This is a genomic window from Streptomyces gottesmaniae, from assembly GCF_031845845.1.
Classification (GTDB): domain Bacteria; phylum Actinomycetota; class Actinomycetes; order Streptomycetales; family Streptomycetaceae; genus Streptomyces; species Streptomyces akebiae.
This window is the reverse complement of sequence record NZ_JAVRFJ010000001.1, coordinates 472213-488786: the sequence shown is the minus strand read 5'-3', so window position 1 is coordinate 488786 and position 16574 is coordinate 472213. Positions and strand designations below refer to the sequence as shown.

The window sequence follows — 16574 nt, the reverse complement described above, 5'->3', positions numbered from 1 at the left end:
CCGGTGCTCGCATGACCCGCCGCATTCGGCGACGGCGCCCCCGGTGCCGTGCTCGCGCACCGCTTCGGATCTGGGCGTCCCAGAGCGGCAGGCCGAGCGAGCCCTGCCGCGCGGACGGTGCCGGTGGTGGAAGGCGGCCACGCCGGTCGTCGGTGCCGAACAGGCGGGAACTACCGCGAGCTTGGCTGCGCAGGCGGACCCTTCAGGCGTCGGCCACCGGTCGTGAGCGGAGCTTCGCAGCCGGTGCTCATCGGCTCTCCTGACGGGCGATGCCGAGGTAGTCGCCCAAGCGGAGTTCCACCTCTTCGTGGCCTTTCTCGGCAAGGAGCTTCTCGAACCGGGGCAGGAATGCCTGCACTCCCGGCCAGGTCAAGGAGCTGAGGAATTCCGCGTAGGCCGCTCGCAGGTCGGCGTCGGGCGGGAGCGTCGCCCTGTCGACCTGAGCCTTGGCGGCTGCCAGCGCCGTCTTGTCGAAGGACGCCAGCCGCTTCGCCACACCGTCCACGAAGCCGTCCAGCTCGGCGTCGGCGACGGTACGGGTCACCCATCCGTAGCGTTCCGCCGTGTCGGCGTCGTAGTCGTTGCTGCTGAGGATGGCTTCGAGTGCCCGATCCCGTCCGATGAGCCGGGGCAGGCGTTCCGTGCCCCCGCCGCCGGGAAGAATCCCGCCGCCGACCTCGGGCTGCCCGAACACCGCGTGCTCGCGGCTGGCGTAGCGCAGATCGCAGGCCAGGGCCAGTTCGTCCCCGCCGCCCCGGGTCCGTCCGCGGATGGACGCGATGCTGACGAACGGAGCTGTGGACAGCCGTACCACGAGATCGACCCACACCGGCGTCGCTTCCGGATCGGACGGCAGGAAGTCGGCAACCCGGTCGAGATCGAAGTGGTTGAAGAAGTAGCCGGGTGTACTGCTGGTGAAGACGGCCACGTGGACCTGCGGGTCCTCGCTCAGCTCCGTGACGACCTCGACCAGCCGGGACACGGTCTCCCCGACGATGAGATTCACCGGTGGATTCGAGAAGGTGATCTTGCGGATCCCTGGTGCCGACCGCTCCACGCTGATCGTGCCGGGTTGCGTCATCGTTCGCTCCCAAAGTGACCCTGACAAGTCGTCAGGGATGCGTGTTCATCGGGGCGCCCCGAACCGGCGGAGGCGATGCCCGGAACCAGGTCTCGCGGAGGCGTGACCATGTCCTGCTTCTCCTTCGGTCGCCGACGACGGGCAGCACAGCCTCGGTTTCGGGTCCGTGGCCGCCCTGGCTGCCGTGGCGACAGCGGCGTCCCCGGTCTCGGATCACCGTCGCCACGTCCTTCTCCTGCGGTGGGGCGCGAGTTCACTGATCACGCCCGACCCTACGAAGGACGCGAGGAAAACGGATCCGTCATCCTGTCCGTCATCCTGGCTGCCAGCCTGGCCGTCGAGATGTGACCTGGTCTCATTGACTCGGGTTGCCGGCGGTGGCTCCGGGCGGCCGCAGACGATTAAGCTTTCAAGCAAATGAACCTGTACGGACGGCGCCATGAGCAGGCAGCCCTCGACCGGATCCTCGACGGCGCCCGTCAGGGATGCGGATCGACCATGACGGTGTGGGGTGACCCCGGCATCGGTAAGACCGCGTTGCTGGAATACGCGGCCCGGTCCGCGGCGACGGACTTCACCGTGTTGCGATGCGGGGGCACTCGCCTTGAGTCGGGGCTGACGTTCGCCGCGTTGCACGAACTGCTGTGGCCGGTGACGGAGCGGATCAGCACGCTTCCGGAGCCGCAGGCCAACGCCCTGAACGGGGCGCTCGGCACCAGCAACGACGTGGCGGACCGGTTCCTGATCGGCGTGGCCGTCCTGACGCTCGTCGGCGAGCTGGCCAGAGAGCGGCCGGTGCTCATCGTCGCCGACGACACCCAATGGCTCGACGAGCCGTCCGCACAGTGCCTGGCCTTCACCGCGCGCCGGCTGCGCAACGAGCCCGTGGTCATGCTCCTCACCGGACACGACGACCCCGCCGAGGGCCTCTGGGAGAAACTGCCGGCGATGGAGGTCCGGGAACTGGGTGACGACGACGCCCGGCTCCTCGCCCGCGACTTCGCCCCGGACGCCGACGAGTCGGTCATCCGCCGTACGGTCCGCGCGGCAGCCGGAAATCCCCTCGCACTCCAGGAACTGACGACGTCCGCGAAGGCCGGCGACCTCTCGACGCACCCTCTCGCCGACGAGCAGATCGCCGTCGGGCCACGCCTGCGCCGCGCCTTCAGCGCCCGGATCGAGAAACTCTCCCCGCCTGCCCGCACCGCACTCCTTCTCGCGGCCGCCGACGACCGCAGCGACCGCAACACCATGCGCCAGGCCGGACTTGCGCTCGGCCTCGACGCAGTCGCCTGGGACGAGGCGATGCATTCGAGCCTGCTCACCACTCGCCCGGACGGACGCGTCAGCTTCCGCCACCAACTGATGGAGGCGGTGGTCTACGACGAGGCACCGCCCGCGGACCGCCAGGCCGTTCATCGCGCGCTCGCCTCCGTACTGACCGGTGAGAACGCCGACGAACTGCGCCCTTGGCACCTCGCGGCGGCCTGGGAAGCCGCCGGCCGACCCGACGAGGAAGTGGCACGGCTGCTGGAGGAATCGGCCATGCGGTCCTGGTCGCGCGGTGGCTGCGCCACCGCGGCCCGTGCCCTGCGGCGTGCGGCGAAGTTGTCCCCCTCGACGGACGACGCGGCCAGACGCCTGGCTCACGGAGCCAGGGCGGCCTGGGAAGCAGGCCACGTCGACGTGGCGCGGGGCATGCTGGAGCGGGCCGAAGGGCTTTCCTCACCGTCCACGGTCGCGGATCTCAGCGAGGGGTTGCGCGGGCTGATCGAGTTCGCGCACGGAAATGCGGAAACCGCCTGCCGTCAGCTGGCCCGGGACATGGAACGAGTGGCCGATCCCGGACAGGCGTTCAGGATCGGCAGCATGGCGCTGCGGGCGGCGTGGGCGGCTGGTCATGGAGCACTTCAGCGCGAGGCACTCCAGCGGCTGGAGCGGCGGCTCCCGCACGGGAACTTCCCGAACGCCGATCTGCTGCCGTCGCTGCGCGCATGGTGGACGGAGGAAGACGGCGGCGGCGCCGATGACCGCGACCAGGTCGCGGCCCCCGTTGCTGACATCCTCACCCGGCTCAGCGGCAGTTCCTGGCTCCTGATGCCACCGGCACCGCTGGCGGTGGCCTGGGGCATCGACTCCGCCCTTCAGGAGGCGCTGCGCCGCGAGACCGAGACACTGCGGCACACGGACCAGGTCACCGCCCTGACCCAGGCGCTGGCCCAGACCGTGGCGCTCGACACCGCGCAGGGCTCCTGGACCTCGGCCACGGCGAACGCCCTTGAGGGGATCCAAGTGGCCGAGGGGACCGGCGACGACCTCTTGGCGGCGCAGTTCCGCGCCACTCTCGGCTGGCTGGCAGCCGCGCGAGGCGATGAGCAGACCGTCGCCGACTTCGCCGCCCGGACCATCGAGGTGTGGCTGCCGCGTGGGATGCGCGTCTTCAGCGCCGGCGTGGAGTGGAACCTCGGTATGACGGCGCTCTTCGCCGGCCGGGCCGAGGAGGCGCTGGACCGCCTGGTCCGACTGACCGAGGACGGGCACCACGCCGCGCACCCCACCATCGCGCTGCTCGCCGCGGCGGACACCGCCGAGGCCGCCCTCCAGAGCGGGCAGCGGGCGACGGCCGAGGACCAGGCACGGATGCTGCGGCGGTGGGCCGAGCGGACCGGGGCGGCGTGGGCGATCTCCGCGACGCACCACGTCCAAGCCTTGCTGGCCGCCGGAGCGGGCGCCGAGAAGCAGTTCCGGCTAGCGCTGGAAGTTCCCGGAGCCCGCTCGCGGCCCTTCAACCACGCCCGCGCCCGCCTGCTGTACGGCGAGTGGCTGCGACGGGCAGGCCGCCGTGCCGATGCCCGCACTCAGCTCACCGAAGCCGCGGAGACCTTCCGCCGACTGGACGCGGCTCCCCTGCTCGCCCGCACGCGGGCCGAACAGGAACTCACCGGACAGCACCAGCGCCGCCAACCCGCTCCCGCCCGGGACGCCGCCGCCATCCTCACCCCGCAGGAGCTGCGCGTCGCACAGCTGGCCGCACAGGGGCTCACCAACCGGGAGATCGGGGCGCAGCTGCTGATCAGCCACCGCACGGTGGGGCATCACCTGGCCAACGTCTTCCCCAAACTCGGCATCGTCTCGCGCGCCGACCTGGCACGTATCGACTTCGCGGACGGGATGCATCTGACCGGCTGACCGGCCACTTCCGAGAAGGAGCAGGGAGTCCCGTCAGCTTCAGCTGACACGTCGGCGCGGCAATCGTGGGCCAACCGCAATGCCCTGGCCGTCGATCGAATCCGGCGCTTAGCGGCGAGTTGAACGACTTTCGCGGCACTGCTTTCGCTTTGGTCCCTCACCCGACCACCTGAACCTCGTCGACGAGCAGGTTCGCCCGTAGTGCGCCCTGGCGGGCCTCGGCGCGCGGCAGGGTCGCCAGAGCAAAGGTCCCTGACCAGATCGTCTCTGCATCGCGCTTCGGCCTCGGCCGCGGTCCGGTCACGCAGGAGCCGGAGCGCCTAGGTTTACTTTCTCATACTCAGCTACTAGCGTCGTGCCCATCACGTCGACCCGGCTGCCGCGGAGACCCCCGCCCGGCACTCGTCCGAGAAGGAGCACCACCATGGGAGTAAGCCCAGAGGCACACCAGTTCGCGGAGTTCCTCGCGACTGTGAGCGCGAAGTCGTCCACACCCGGGCTCGACCTGGCCGTCATCCGCGACATCGTCGACTCCAACCACAAGGCGTCGACCGAGCCGGAAGGCGTCACCTACGCCGAAGTGGACGCGGGCGGCGTCCCCGCCCTGTGGGCCATCCCCGAGGGCGCCGACCCCGACCGTGCTCTGCTCCACTTCCACTTCGGCGGATCCGTCACCGCCTCCATGCACTCCGACCGCAAGGCCGCCGGCCACATCGCGAAGGCGGCCGGCGCCCGCTCCCTCGTCGTGGACTTCCGCCTGGCGCCCGAACACCCCTACCCCGCGCAGCTCGACGACGCCGAGACCGCCTACCGCTGGCTGCTCACCCAGGGCTACCAGCCCCAGAACATCGGCAGCACCGGCCACTCGATCGGTGGCACCCTCGCGGTGATGCTGCCCCTGCGCCTGATCGCCAAGGGCGAGGCCACCCCCGGCGCGATCGTCAGCGTCTCCCCCTGGACCGACCTCACCCTCGGAAACCCGGCGGTGGACGCCAACGAGGACAACGACAAGATGCTCAGCCGCGCCACGCTGGAGCTCTTCCGGGGAGCCTGGCTGCAGGACCCCGCCGTGGACTTCACCGACCCGCAGATCAGCCTCGTGAACGCCGACCTGACCGGCCTGCCTCCCACGATCGTCTACTACGGCGAGTACGAGACCCTCGCCGACGACGGCGCCCAGCTCGGACGCCGCCTCGCGGACTTCAAGGTCACCACCGAGACCCACGCCATGCCCGAAGGGCAGCACTCGTTCGTCCTGGGCGCGGGCCGCGTACCCGAGGTGGACCAGGCCATCGGGCAGATGGGCCAGTGGCTCCGCGAGCACCTCGGCGCGTGAGCGGAGGCTGCGCCTGACGGCGGCCCGGCGGCGAGGCCGTCGGGTGCCCCGGTGCTGCACCACCGCCATGCCGGTGACCGGTCCCCCGGTCTCCGGCTTCCTGCTCGACCGTCCGGCCGGCGTGCGGTACTTGTGTCCGACACCGTTCCGCACGCAGCGACACCACCGTCCCTCGATGCCACAAAGGAGTGCGCGCGATGGAAACGTACGAGGATGTCTTCCGAGCCAGCACCGAAGACCCGGAGAGCTTCTGGCTGAAGGCGGCAGAGGCCATCGACTGGGACGTCTCTCCGCGACGCGCCCTGGACTCGTCCGGCGCACCTTTTTACCGCTGGTTTCCCGACGGGCGGCTCAACGTCTGTTTCAACGCGCTCGACCGGCACGTCGAGGCCGGCCGAGGCGAACAGCCCGCGCTCGTCTACGACTCCCCCGTGACCGACACCCGTCGCACCTACACGTACACGCAGCTGAGGAACGAGGTGGCGGTCTTCGCGGGGGCGCTCGCGCGGCTCGGCGTGGGACACGGCGACCGTGTCGTCATCTACATGCCGATGGTCCCCGAGGCCGCGATCGCGATGCTGGCCTGCGCACGGATCGGCGCGGTCCACTCGGTCGTCTTCGGCGGGTTCGCCCCCCGTGAACTCGCCCTGCGCATCGACGACGCGGCCCCCAAGGTGGTGGTCTCCGCCTCCTGCGGCATCGAGGGCAAGCGCGTCATCGCGTACAAGCCCCTGCTCGATCAGGCGATCGCACTCGCGGCCCACAAGCCCGAGAAGAGCGTGATCCTGCAACGCCCGCAGGAGCAGGCCGAGTTGGGGCCCGACGATCTCGACTGGGCGGATCTGGTCGCCGACGCGCCGCCGGCCGACTGCGTTCCCGTGCCCGCCACCGATCCTCTGTACATCCTCTACACGTCCGGAACGACCGGGAAACCCAAGGGAGTCGTGCGTGACTGCGGCGGCTACGCGGTCGCGCTCCAGTGGTCGATGGGCGCCGTCTACGACGTGGGCCCGGGCGAGACCATGTTCACCGGCTCCGACGTCGGCTGGGTCGTCGGGCACTCGTACATCGTCTACGGGCCCCTGCTGGCCGGCGCCACCACGGTCCTCTACGAGGGCAAGCCGGTCGGCACCCCCGACGCGGGCCAGTTCTGGCGCGTCGCCGCCGACCACCGGGTCAAGACCATGTTCACGGCGCCCACCGCGTTCCGGGCCATCCGCAAGGAGGACCCGAAGGGAACGCTCACCGCGACCACGACCTGAGCGGCCTGCGCCACCTGTTCCTCGCCGGTGAGCGCCTCGATCCCGAGACCTACCACTGGGCGAGCGCTCTGCTGGGCATCCCGGTGATCGACCACTGGTGGCAGACCGAGACCGGCTGGCCCATCGTCGCCAACCCGGTGGGCATCGAGGCCGCTCCCCTCAAGCCCGGGTCCCCCACCCGCCCGCTGCCGGGCTGGGACGTCCGCGTCCTCGACGCCTCGGGCGAGCCGGTACCCGCGGGCGTCGACGGCGCGATCGTGGTGAAGCTCCCTCTGCCGCCCGGCGCGCTCCCCACCCTCTGGAACGACGACGACCGCTTCGTCGCCTCCTACCTCTCCGCCTACGACGGGTATTACCTCACCGGCGACAGCGGCCACATCGACGACGACGGCTACGTCTTCGTCATGGGCCGCACCGACGACGTCATCAACGTCGCCGGACACCGGCTGTCCACCGGCAGCATGGAAGAGGCCCTGGCCGCCCACCCCGACGTCGCCGAATGCGCCGTCATCGGCGTCGCCGACGCACTCAAGGGACAGATCCCGCGCGGCTTCGTCGTCCTCAAGACGGGCAGCGACCGCGAACCGGACGAGGTCGAGGCCGAACTCGTCCAGCTCGTACGGACACGCATCGGCGCCGTCGCCTCCCTCAAGGACGTCACCGTCGTGGCCGCCCTGCCCAAGACCCGCTCGGGAAAGATCCTGCGCAAGACGATGCGCGGCATCGCCGACGGCCACGACGAACCCATCCCCTCCACCGTCGACGACCCCGACGTCATCGAGACCCTGCGCCCTGTCCTCCGCCGCGCCGATCACACCCCGTGAACGGCCGCCCCAGAGTCCGGGCCACAGCGTGCGCGTGCGGCAGGCGCTCGGCGGCGCGAGCCTGGCCCCGGCCGGTCACCACGGCCGCGCCGTACTCGACGCCGCCCAAGTGCAGCCGAGCACCACCACGGGTCAGAGCAACCCGCTCGACCGCGCCTTCATGATCACTTGGGCGCGGTTGCGGGCGCCGAGCTTGCGCATGACCTCACCCAGGTAGCTCTTGACGGTGTTGACCGACAGGTTCAGCTCGGCACCGATCTCGAGGTTGGTGTGACCGGCCGCGACGAGACGCAGGACGTCGTACTCGCGGGCGGTGACCGGTGAGACGGAGGCGGCGATGTGAGTGACCTGGTAGGTGCCGCTGCGGACGACGCTGCGAACGGCGTCCCGGACCGTCGTCCCGTTCGCGTCCTTCACGAGCAGCCCGCAGGCCCCTGCCGCGAGAGTGGAAGCGACAGAGGCGTGCTCCGGGAAGGCCGTGAACACCAGCACCCTGCTCTCGGGAGAAGTCCGTCGCAGGTCGACGACCACCTCCGCGGCGGGAGCATCCGGAAGGCGAAGGTCGAGGAGGACGACGTCCGGTCGCTCGACCGCGCAGACCCGCAGCCCCTCGGCCGCGGTGGCCGCGTATCCGACCACGGTCATGTCGCCGTGGTGCTGGAGCTGCGCGGTGACACCGTCCCGGACGACAGGGTGGTCGTCGATGACCACGATGCGAATGGGCCCGGCGCTCAGCATGGCAGTCGCGCCCGCCAGGCCGTGCCGCCGTCGCTGTCCGACTGGACCGTGAGCGAGCCCCCGAGACGGGCGAGGGCCTCAGCCGTGCTGGTCAGACCGAGCCCTGGCCGGTGATGCTCACCGAGCCCGACCCCGTCGTCGTGGACGGCCACGGTGATCGACGATCCGAACTGACCGACGGTGACCACGACCGCACTCGCCCGCGCGTGCTTCTCGACATTCAAAAGTGCCTCCCGCACGGCGGTCACCAAGGTCTCGGAGCGTGAGGAGGGCAGTTCCGGCGGAGTCTGGTCGACGACGACGAGTTCGGCGGGGATGCCGGTGCGGTCGGAGAAGGCCGAGCAGTCGGCGCGGAGCGCCACCCCCAGCGCGAGGGACGACGGCGAGGCGCGCAGCGTACGCAGCGACTCGCGCAGCGCGGTGCTCGCATCGGCGGCCTGTCGTCGCAGCCTCTCCAGCCTCTCTCGCAGTGCGCCGTCGCCCTCGGCGGTGTCGGCGAGATCCTGCACCCCGGATCCGATCGCGAACAGCAGGGCACCGACGCTGTCGTGCAGAGCCGCGGCGAGGCGTTCGCGCTCCTCGTGCACGGCGATCTCCCGCGCCAGTCTGGCCCGTTCCGCGACCGAGACGGCCAACGCGGCCTGGGCGGCGAGTGCGGAGACCCGATCGACGTCGCGGTCGCCGAAGGCACCGTCCACGCGTCGCCCCAGGGCGAGCACACCGATCGCCGACCCGTTGTGCAGCAGGGGCACGGCGAGCACGCGCCGCAGGCCCTCCGCCCGGATGTACGCGTCGAACGTATGGGTGATCTTGGAGCTGCGGAAGTAGTCGTCCACCCAGTCGGGCCCTCCGGCTCGGTGGACCTTGCCTGTCAGGCCGGCTCCCGGGGGGACCTCCAGGCCGCGCAACAGACCCGTCCGGTTGCCCACCACGTGTTCGAGGCGCAGTGTCCCGAACGCGGTGGGAGAAGCGGCCCAGACCGCCTCTCCCGGTCCCGCCATCGCCACGGCCGCCCTGCGCAGGGCCTCACCGCGGTCGAGGGCGGTGACCAACTCGGCGTACTGTCCCGCGAGGTCGGAGAGCGACTGGCCGGGCAGGTCGTGGTCGGACACCGGCGCCCTCACCGGTCGCTGCCGTACTTGATGAGTTCGCGCCGCATGATCTTGCCGGTCGAGGTCTTGGGCAGGTCGTCGACGAAGCGGATCAGGCGGGGCCGTTTGTAGGCGGCGAGGGATTCGCCCGCGAAGGCGATCAACTCCTCCTCGGTCGCCTCCGCGCCTTCGGCCAGGACGACGTAGGCGCAGGCCAGTTCGCCCTTGACGGCGTCGGGGACCGGTCCGGCGGCGACCATCGCGATCGCCGGATGTCCGGCCAGGACCCGTTCGATCTCGGCCGGGTAGACGTTGTACCCACCGGTGATGATCATGTCTTTGCGGCGGTCGACCACGAAGACGTGTCCGGTGTCGTTCATCGAGGCGATGTCCCCGGTGTGGAGCCAGCCGTCGGGTTCGATCACCTCCGCGGTGGCCTCGGGGTTGCCGTGGTAGCCGAGCATGACGAGCGGACCGCGGACCATCAGCTCGCCCGCCTCGCCCCGAGGCGCCTCCCTGGTGACGTCGGACAGGTCGGCGATGCGAACCTCGACCCCGGGCAGCGACACGCCCACCGAGCCCGGCACAGGCGGGGCGCGCACCGCGTGGGTCGTACCCAGGCCCGAGATCTCCGTCATCCCCCACAGCTCGATCAGCGGGGCGCCCGTGCGGTCCTGCCAGCGCTCGATGGTGGACACCGGCATGGTCTGGCCGCCCACGGTGCAGCGGGTGAGACCCGACAGGTCCGCCGACTCCAGCGCGGGGTCGGCCAGCATGGTCGCGTACATCGCCGGCACGCCCTCGAACATCGTCGCCCGGTGCTGCTCGACGAGCCGGAGCGCGTCGGTCGGCGCGAAGCGGTCCATCAGCACGACGGTGCCGCCGGCGAGGAAGGTCCCGTTGATCGCCACGTTGCCGTACACGTGCGCGGCGGGCAGCGCGGTGACCACGATGTCGCGTTCGGTACGGGCGTGCATGGTCGCCGTCAGCGCACAGTTCAGGGCCACCGCCCGATGGCTCTGCACCGCGCCCTTGGGGTATCCGGTGGTACCGGAGGTGTAGCCGATCGTGCACGGCGACGCGGGGTCGGGACCGAACATCGGGACAGGCCCCTCGGCTGTCGTCAGATCCGCGAAGGCGATCGCGCCCTCGGGCACGTCCTTCGCTTCTCCGAACGCGACGACAGTGGGGCGTGCGGGAAGCCGGTGGCACAGCGCGACCACCCCGGCGGCTTGCTCACAGCTGGTGAACACCGCCGCGGAGTCACAGTCACGCAGCACGAACGTCAGCTCTTCCGGCGTGAGCATGACGTTCACGGGATTGACGACCGCCCCGGCCTTGAGCACGCCGTGGTAGGAGACGATCCATTCCCACCGGTTCTGCGCGTACAACGAGATCCTGTCACCGGGGCGTACCCCGCGAGCGATCAGGGCCGCCGCGACGCGGTCGCTCTCCGCGTCGAGCTCGCGGAAGGTCAGCGTCCGCGTCGAGGTCACCAGCGCGGTCTTGTCCCCGAACCGCGTCGCGGCCTGAGGCAGGGTCGCCCCGGGCGACAGAACGTCGTACATGTGCGTTCCCCCCTGCTTCCTGTCAGGCCGGGACGACGGGCAGGACGATGCGGGACGGCCGGGCGGGGTCGTGGTAGATGTGCTGGCGGGCCACCCGGGCCGTGGTCGCGCTGTCCTCGGGTTCGCCGGTGTTGAGGTTGCGGTCCCAGCGGGGGAAGTTGCTGGAGGTGACCTGCACGCGTATGCGGTGCCCTGCGCGGAAGACGATGCTGGTCGACCACAGGTCCACGACGTGCTCGGCCGGCTCGCCCGGCGTCGCCGCGCGCACCCGCACGACGCCGTCGGTCACATTGCGGGAGACGCCGTGCTCGTCGACGTCGCACAGCCGTGCCACCCAGTCGGTCGAGGGCCCGTCCGTGGCGGCGAAGAGCACCACCCGCACGCGGCCTGTCACCTCGGTGTCCTCGGCGAGCGGCTCGGTGGTGAAGACGAGGACGTCCTCGCGCTCCTCCACGGCCGTCTGGTCGAGCGGTCCGGCACGGAAGTCGTCGGTCAGGAGCAGCGCGCCGCCGGTGGTGGGCACCGGGTTCATGGGGTCGTAGGTGAACTCCTCGGGCTGCTCGGCGGCGGACGGCGGCTCAGGGGTCAGGCGTCCATCGGCGCGGAGATGGAAGTCCCTCTCCACCGCCCGCGACAGGGGCCATTCCGTCTCCTCGCGCCATTGGTTGATCCCCATGACGAACAGCAGCACCGTGCCCGTGTCCAGCTCCAGTGGTTCGCCGTCGCCGATCGTGCGCCGGAACCAGTCGAACTGCATGTCGGTCAGGCGTCCGCGCATGCCCATGAAGTCGGAGTTGGCGGCGAACCCGAAGTTGACGTCGCCGACCACATTCCGCAAGTTGGTGTGCGTCCACGGGCCCACGACCAGCGTGGCCGACCGGCCCGCGCGGCGCATGGCGGTGAAGTTGTCGAGCGTGCCCTGGGTGAAGATGTCGAACCAGCCACCCACCTGGAAGGTGGGCAGGTCCACCTCGTCGTGCCGACCCGTGACCGTGCAGGACCGCGCCCACTCGGGCTCCCGCCGCGACCGCTCATAGCCCAGCTCGGGAAGATCGTGCCGGACGAACGCGGGGAACCGCCCCGCCGGCAGCTCCGCGTACCCGCCGCCCGCCAGACCGTCCAGGTCCTGTACGAGTCCGCTCACGCCGCTCACCAGCCCTTCCAGGTCGGTGGCGTGCCGGCGCATCAGCACGTCGGCGCCCATCATGAGGGTCCAGGGTGCGGTGATGCCGAGCTCGATCGCACCGCCGCGGGTCCACAGTCCGTCGTCCGGATCGGACCACGTGACCATCGGCGCGATCGCCTTCAGCTCCGGCGGCTTGGACAGCGCCGCCATCCACTGGGTGTGTCCGAAGTAGCTGGCGCCGACCATGCCGACGGAACCGTTGGAGCCGGGGAGGGCGGCAGCCCACCGTACGGTGTCGTAGCCGTCGCTCTCCTCGTGTGTCCACGGGTCCCACTCGCCCTCGGAGGCGAACCGGCCGCGGGTGTCCTGGATGACCACCATGAAGCCACGCCGAGCCGCCGCCAGAGGATCCAGAATGCTGGCCAGCAGGGGCATCTGCTTGCCGTACGGCAGCCGGGTCAGCAACACCGGCCACGGGCCCTCACCGGCGGGCCGGTACACGTCCGCGCGCAGCACGGTGCCGTCCCGCATCTCCACCGGGACATCGAACTGGATCCGGATCTCCGTCATGTGCTGCTCCTTTGCCTGCCACGACGCCTCTCCGCGACATCGTGGAGACGGCTGCCCTCGGGCACCACCCCCGAATGGGTGTGGTGCCCGCCTCCTCGGGCTGTCACGGGCAGAGTTCTGTGGGTCCGACGCGGCGTGGGGTGAAGCCGAGCCGCGCTCGCGCGGACGCCATGGCCGGCGATGACCTCAGGAGCCGGGCATCTCGCCGCAGCGCTTCCGCATCACCGGTGTCCTCTCTGGCCGGAGGGACGCGTGGGCCGGAGGGACGTGGGTCGGAGGGACGTGGGCGACGCTGCGCGGCGTCCAGGCTGCACGGTGTCCCAGGCCACCGGCGTGACGACCATGACCTCCACACTGCTCGGTCCCCTGCGCAGCGACGCTCGCTCCCTCCAGCGCATGTCCGACCAGTGGTGGCGGGGCGTACGGCTGCGCGACCTCGCCGCGCTCGTCGGGTACGAGCCGGGGGCGGCGCCCGACGTCCTGGTGGAATCCCTGCAGCGGCGCGGCGCCTTCCCTCACCCGGGCCGGCCTTCCCCGCTGAGCCGCATAGCCGAGCGAGACGGGTCGGACGGTGCGGCGCCGGCCGGGAGCTGCTGCACTCCATGTATGACCGACGATCGGACCGACCCCGCGGACGAGTTCCCGTTCCCCAGGAGTGAGCTGATCACTTTCGGCCACAGCACGGCGGACCGGGGAACGCTGGCAGAACTCCTTCGGGGAGCCGGCGTGGCCGCCGTCGTGGACGTCAGGACCGCTCCCGGCACGCGTCGCGACCCGAACCTGTCACGGCAACGGCTCGCCCAGTGGATGCCCGAAGAGGGCCTCGCCTACCGGTGGGAACCGCGGCTGGGCGGCTTTCGCAAACCGGCGCCGGACTCGCCCGACACGGTATGGCGCAATTCCTCCTTCCGCGGCTACGCCGCCCATACCCGCAGCCCGGAGTTCGTCACCGCCATGGATGCCCTCATGCACCAAGCGGTTCAGGAGCGCACCGCGGTGATGTGCAGCGAAGCGGTGTGGTGGCGATGCCACCGGCGCCTGATCGCCGACTTCGCCGTCCTGTCCGGTGGAATGCCCGTCCGCCACCTGATGCTCGACGGACGCCTCACAGAGCACCAACCGACGCCAGGGGTGCGCCTTCGCGATGACCGGCTTCTTGTGTACGACAACGCCGGCCAGACGCTCTCATGACGGCTCGCCTCGGCCACGAGGCGGGATACTCGGGCTGGTCGGGTCCTACATCGACAGCATGTGATGGTCCACTGGCGGCAGAAGTGTGCTGACACCTGGATCATGCTGCTCTTTCGTGGCTTCCACCGGTAGGTGGCCGGTCCCATGACGACCCAGCCGGCGTCGGTGGGCCTGACCCAGAAGCCCAATGCCACCTTGATTATCCGCGCGCGCTAGGTGATCTCAACGTCGATGAGTTGATCGGCCTCAGGGATCCTCCCGGCTCGGAGCAGGCTGACGTAGCGGCGAACGACCGCTTCGACGTCGGTATGGGCAGGGCGCTCCGTCCAGAGTTTCACCGCGAGATCACACGAGTCGGTGACACCGCTGAGCGGTTTGAGCCTCGCCATCGCACGCGGTGGGGCCAACGACGCCGTCTCCAGAGCCTCCTCGACCTCGTCACGATCGATCGGCAGCCCCACGAAGACGATCTCGAAGAACCACTCCGGTCCTCCAGCTGACCCCGGCGAACCACAGCGGTCAGAGCACCTAGCTGCTCGCCGGTCGACCGTTCGCCGGCGTCTCGGTTCGCCAGGCGAGGAGGATCGCGCGAAGCGCCTGTTCGGCGAGGTATCGGGCGCGATCGTTGCCGACGCTGCCGAGGTGACTGAGCGACGCGATGCCGTACAGAGTGCCCCAGAGGATCTCACAAGCCTGGTCGAAATCGGCCAGGACCACGTCGTGTGCAGCCGACCAGGTGGTGAGCAGCTCCTTGAGGACGTCGATGACCGGTTCCGCGACGCGTCGGCGTTCGTCCGCGTCGACCATCGGGTCGTTCATGACCTGGAAGAGGTGGGGGTGCTCGTCGGCGAACCGGACGTACTGCGACGCGATGCCTGTCATGCGCCGGTCCGTATCGGGCTCCTGCGCGGCTCGGCGGAACTCGCTCAGCATCAGGCGGTGACCGTGCGCGACCAACTCCAGTACGAGCGCGTCCTTGTTGGCGAAGTGCTGGTAGACGACGGGCGCGGAATATTCGACATCGGTGGCGATGCGCCGGATCGTCAGGGCCGCGACGCCCTCGGTCTCGAGAACGTGCAGCGCGGCCTCGATGATCCGCTCCCGGGTGTTCGCCCGTTCGCGGGCCCGTCTCGTGCTGGTCGACATGGTCCGTCACTTCGCTTCGATGGTGTCCTCGAACAGTAGTCACCGCCTTGACCGCGCCGACCACTCGCGTCATAGTTAACGCCGTTAGGAAATCTAACGACGTTAGGAAGCAGATCGAGGGGGTGCCGGAGAGCTGGGGCAATCAGGGCCGGTCGAACCCCGCCGTCAAGTCCTTCGCCGTCGGCCGCGACCACGGCGGCGACTACACGTACGGCGCGGTGTTCGTCGTCGAACATCTCGACGGGCTCTTCGCCTACCTGACGCACCCGACCACCCACCAGCCGACCACCTCGGACTGCACCTGGTCGAACGGCTGGAGATCTTCGACGTCGGTGACGACGAGGCTCCTGACCTGAACGCCAAGATCCAGGAACTGCACCGGCGCCGCAACGAGCTCAACCCGCAGATCGCCGGCATGCTCGCCGAGGTGCCCACCTCCACCGGCTCCGGCGTGGACGACTGACCGATACCCCGGAGAGGGAGAAACCGTCATGGCCAAGCACGTCATCATCGGTGCCGGTTCCATCGGCACCAACGTCGCTCGTCTGCTCGCCGAGCGCGGCGAGAGCGTCCGGATCGTCACCCGCAGCGGCACCGGCCCCGAGCACCCGCTGGTCGACCGGGTCGCCGCGGACGCGTCCGACCCGTCCCGCCTGACCGAGCTGTCCCGCGGGGCGGAAGTGATCTACCACTGCGCCAATCCACCCTCATACACGGTGTGGGAGCGCCTGTTGCCGCCCCTGCAGACGGCGGCCATCACCGCCGCCAAGGCGAACGACGCCGTGCTCGCGCTGACCGGCAGCCTTTACGCCTACGGTCCGCAGCCCGGTGGCTGGATGAACGAACACACCCCCATGGCCGCCACCGGGCACAAGGGTCGGCTGCGCAGACGCATGTGGGAACAGGCCCTCGCCGGGGGGATCCGCACCGTCGAGGTCCGCGGCTCCGACTACATCGGCAAGGACGCCAACGGCATCTACTCCCTGCTCATCAAGTCGGCCCTGCAGAAGGGGAAAGCGGCCTGGATCACCGGCCACCTGGACATGCCGCACACCTTCACCTTCAACGGCGACATGGCACAGGCCCTCATCACGCTCGCCTCGGAAGAACGCGCGTGGGGCCGGCCCTGGCACGTGCCGTCCGCGCCGGCCGTCACCATTCGTGAGCTGGCGCGGCGCTACGCCGTCGCGGCAGGCCGACCACCGGTCAAACTGATCCAGATACCGCGCTCCGTGACGCGTACGGCCGGGCTGATCGTGCCGATCGCCCGCGAGATGGCCGAGATGGACTACCAGTGGTACGCGCCGTTCCACATGGACGCGACGGAGACCGCCGAGACCTTCGGCCTGACCGCCACCGACCTCGACACCGCCGTCCGCAACGAGGTCAGCTGAACTCCCACCGCCACACCGGCACGTCGACGGCAGGTCCGCCTACACCGTGAACGTTCGT

At 70.2% G+C, this 16574-nt stretch carries 12 protein-coding genes and 1 pseudogene; 6 read left to right on the top strand and 7 right to left on the bottom strand.

Translation table 11 applies throughout. The annotated features are described in order from the left end of the window. Window positions 1-247: 247 nt before the first annotated feature. Window positions 248-1081: an enoyl-CoA hydratase/isomerase family protein gene (locus RM704_RS02090; protein ID WP_033527649.1), complete on the bottom strand. Its 834-nt coding sequence runs from the start codon at window positions 1079-1081 to the stop codon at window positions 248-250. A 417-nt stretch (window positions 1082-1498) separates the two neighbouring features. On the opposite strand from RM704_RS02090, the gene RM704_RS02085 reads away from it, so the two are divergent. The 3 genes and pseudogenes from RM704_RS02085 (at window position 1499) to RM704_RS02075 (ending at window position 7692) form a co-directional block, all read left to right on the top strand. Then, the gene (locus RM704_RS02085) at window positions 1499-4270 is read left to right on the top strand and encodes a helix-turn-helix transcriptional regulator (protein WP_052146055.1); all 2772 of its coding nucleotides are present in this window, start codon (window positions 1499-1501) and stop codon (window positions 4268-4270) included. Between the two features lie 424 nt (window positions 4271-4694). After that, window positions 4695-5606 carry an alpha/beta hydrolase gene (locus RM704_RS02080; protein WP_033527650.1) on the top strand — a complete coding sequence of 304 codons (912 nt, stop codon included), beginning with the start codon at window positions 4695-4697 and terminating at the stop codon, window positions 5604-5606. 197 nt (window positions 5607-5803) lie between these two features. Next, a pseudogene (locus RM704_RS02075) lies at window positions 5804-7692 on the top strand (propionyl-CoA synthetase). Window positions 7693-7824: 132 nt separating this feature from the next. Here the strand turns inward: RM704_RS02075 and RM704_RS02070 are convergent. Genes RM704_RS02070 through RM704_RS02055 form a run of 4 tightly spaced genes read right to left on the bottom strand, consistent with a single transcriptional unit; the run spans window position 7825 to window position 12785 of the window. Beyond that, on the bottom strand, window positions 7825-8430 hold the full coding sequence (locus tag RM704_RS02070; RefSeq protein ID WP_033527651.1) for a response regulator transcription factor: 606 nt from the start codon (window positions 8428-8430) through the stop codon (window positions 7825-7827). Continuing rightward, window positions 8424-9542 (bottom strand): GAF domain-containing sensor histidine kinase, encoded by a 1119-nt coding sequence (locus RM704_RS02065; RefSeq protein WP_202808135.1) that lies wholly within the window; start codon window positions 9540-9542, stop codon window positions 8424-8426. The genes RM704_RS02070 and RM704_RS02065 overlap by 7 nt, the downstream gene beginning before the upstream one ends. An 8-nt stretch (window positions 9543-9550) precedes the next feature. Continuing rightward, a complete protein-coding gene (locus RM704_RS02060; protein WP_033527652.1) occupies window positions 9551-11089 on the bottom strand; it encodes a class I adenylate-forming enzyme family protein in 1539 nt (512 codons plus the stop codon). Between the two features lie 22 nt (window positions 11090-11111). Continuing rightward, on the bottom strand, window positions 11112-12785 hold the full coding sequence (locus RM704_RS02055) for a CocE/NonD family hydrolase (protein WP_033527653.1): 1674 nt from the start codon (window positions 12783-12785) through the stop codon (window positions 11112-11114). Between the two features lie 606 nt (window positions 12786-13391). Here RM704_RS02055 and RM704_RS02050 point away from each other — a divergent pair. Continuing rightward, the gene (locus tag RM704_RS02050) at window positions 13392-13976 is read left to right on the top strand and encodes a DUF488 domain-containing protein (RefSeq protein WP_033527769.1); all 585 of its coding nucleotides are present in this window, start codon (window positions 13392-13394) and stop codon (window positions 13974-13976) included. 212 nt (window positions 13977-14188) lie between these two features. On the opposite strand, the gene RM704_RS02045 is transcribed toward RM704_RS02050, so the two are convergent. Continuing rightward, window positions 14189-14437 carry a hypothetical protein gene (locus tag RM704_RS02045; protein WP_033527654.1) on the bottom strand — a complete coding sequence of 83 codons (249 nt, stop codon included), beginning with the start codon at window positions 14435-14437 and terminating at the stop codon, window positions 14189-14191. Window positions 14438-14504: 67 nt separating this feature from the next. Beyond that, window positions 14505-15122: a TetR/AcrR family transcriptional regulator gene (locus RM704_RS02040; RefSeq protein WP_033527655.1), complete on the bottom strand. Its 618-nt coding sequence runs from the start codon at window positions 15120-15122 to the stop codon at window positions 14505-14507. A 122-nt stretch (window positions 15123-15244) separates the two neighbouring features. Between RM704_RS02040 and RM704_RS02035 the strand changes: the two genes are divergently transcribed. Continuing rightward, complete coding sequence (locus tag RM704_RS02035; protein WP_311588943.1) at window positions 15245-15478, top strand: Dabb family protein; 234 nt, start codon at window positions 15245-15247, stop codon at window positions 15476-15478. Window positions 15479-15613: 135 nt separating this feature from the next. After that, window positions 15614-16516, top strand: a complete 903-nt coding sequence (locus RM704_RS02030) for an SDR family oxidoreductase (protein ID WP_033527656.1) — start codon at window positions 15614-15616, stop codon at window positions 16514-16516. The last annotated feature ends 58 nt before the right edge of the window (window positions 16517-16574 follow it).

What these genes read in the sequence shown, in the direction of transcription:
- RM704_RS02090 (WP_033527649.1), bottom strand. Translation starts at nt 1,081, where the DNA reads ATGACGCAACCCGGCACGATCAGCGTGGAGCGGTCGGCACCAGGGATC.
- RM704_RS02085 (WP_052146055.1), top strand. Translation starts at nt 1,499, where the DNA reads ATGAACCTGTACGGACGGCGCCATGAGCAGGCAGCCCTCGACCGGATC.
- RM704_RS02080 (WP_033527650.1), top strand. Translation starts at nt 4,695, where the DNA reads ATGGGAGTAAGCCCAGAGGCACACCAGTTCGCGGAGTTCCTCGCGACT.
- RM704_RS02070 (WP_033527651.1), bottom strand. Translation starts at nt 8,430, where the DNA reads ATGCTGAGCGCCGGGCCCATTCGCATCGTGGTCATCGACGACCACCCT.
- RM704_RS02060 (WP_033527652.1), bottom strand. Translation starts at nt 11,089, where the DNA reads ATGTACGACGTTCTGTCGCCCGGGGCGACCCTGCCTCAGGCCGCGACG.
- RM704_RS02055 (WP_033527653.1), bottom strand. Translation starts at nt 12,785, where the DNA reads ATGACGGAGATCCGGATCCAGTTCGATGTCCCGGTGGAGATGCGGGAC.
- RM704_RS02050 (WP_033527769.1), top strand. Translation starts at nt 13,392, where the DNA reads ATGACCGACGATCGGACCGACCCCGCGGACGAGTTCCCGTTCCCCAGG.
- RM704_RS02040 (WP_033527655.1), bottom strand. Translation starts at nt 15,122, where the DNA reads ATGTCGACCAGCACGAGACGGGCCCGCGAACGGGCGAACACCCGGGAG.
- RM704_RS02030 (WP_033527656.1), top strand. Translation starts at nt 15,614, where the DNA reads ATGGCCAAGCACGTCATCATCGGTGCCGGTTCCATCGGCACCAACGTC.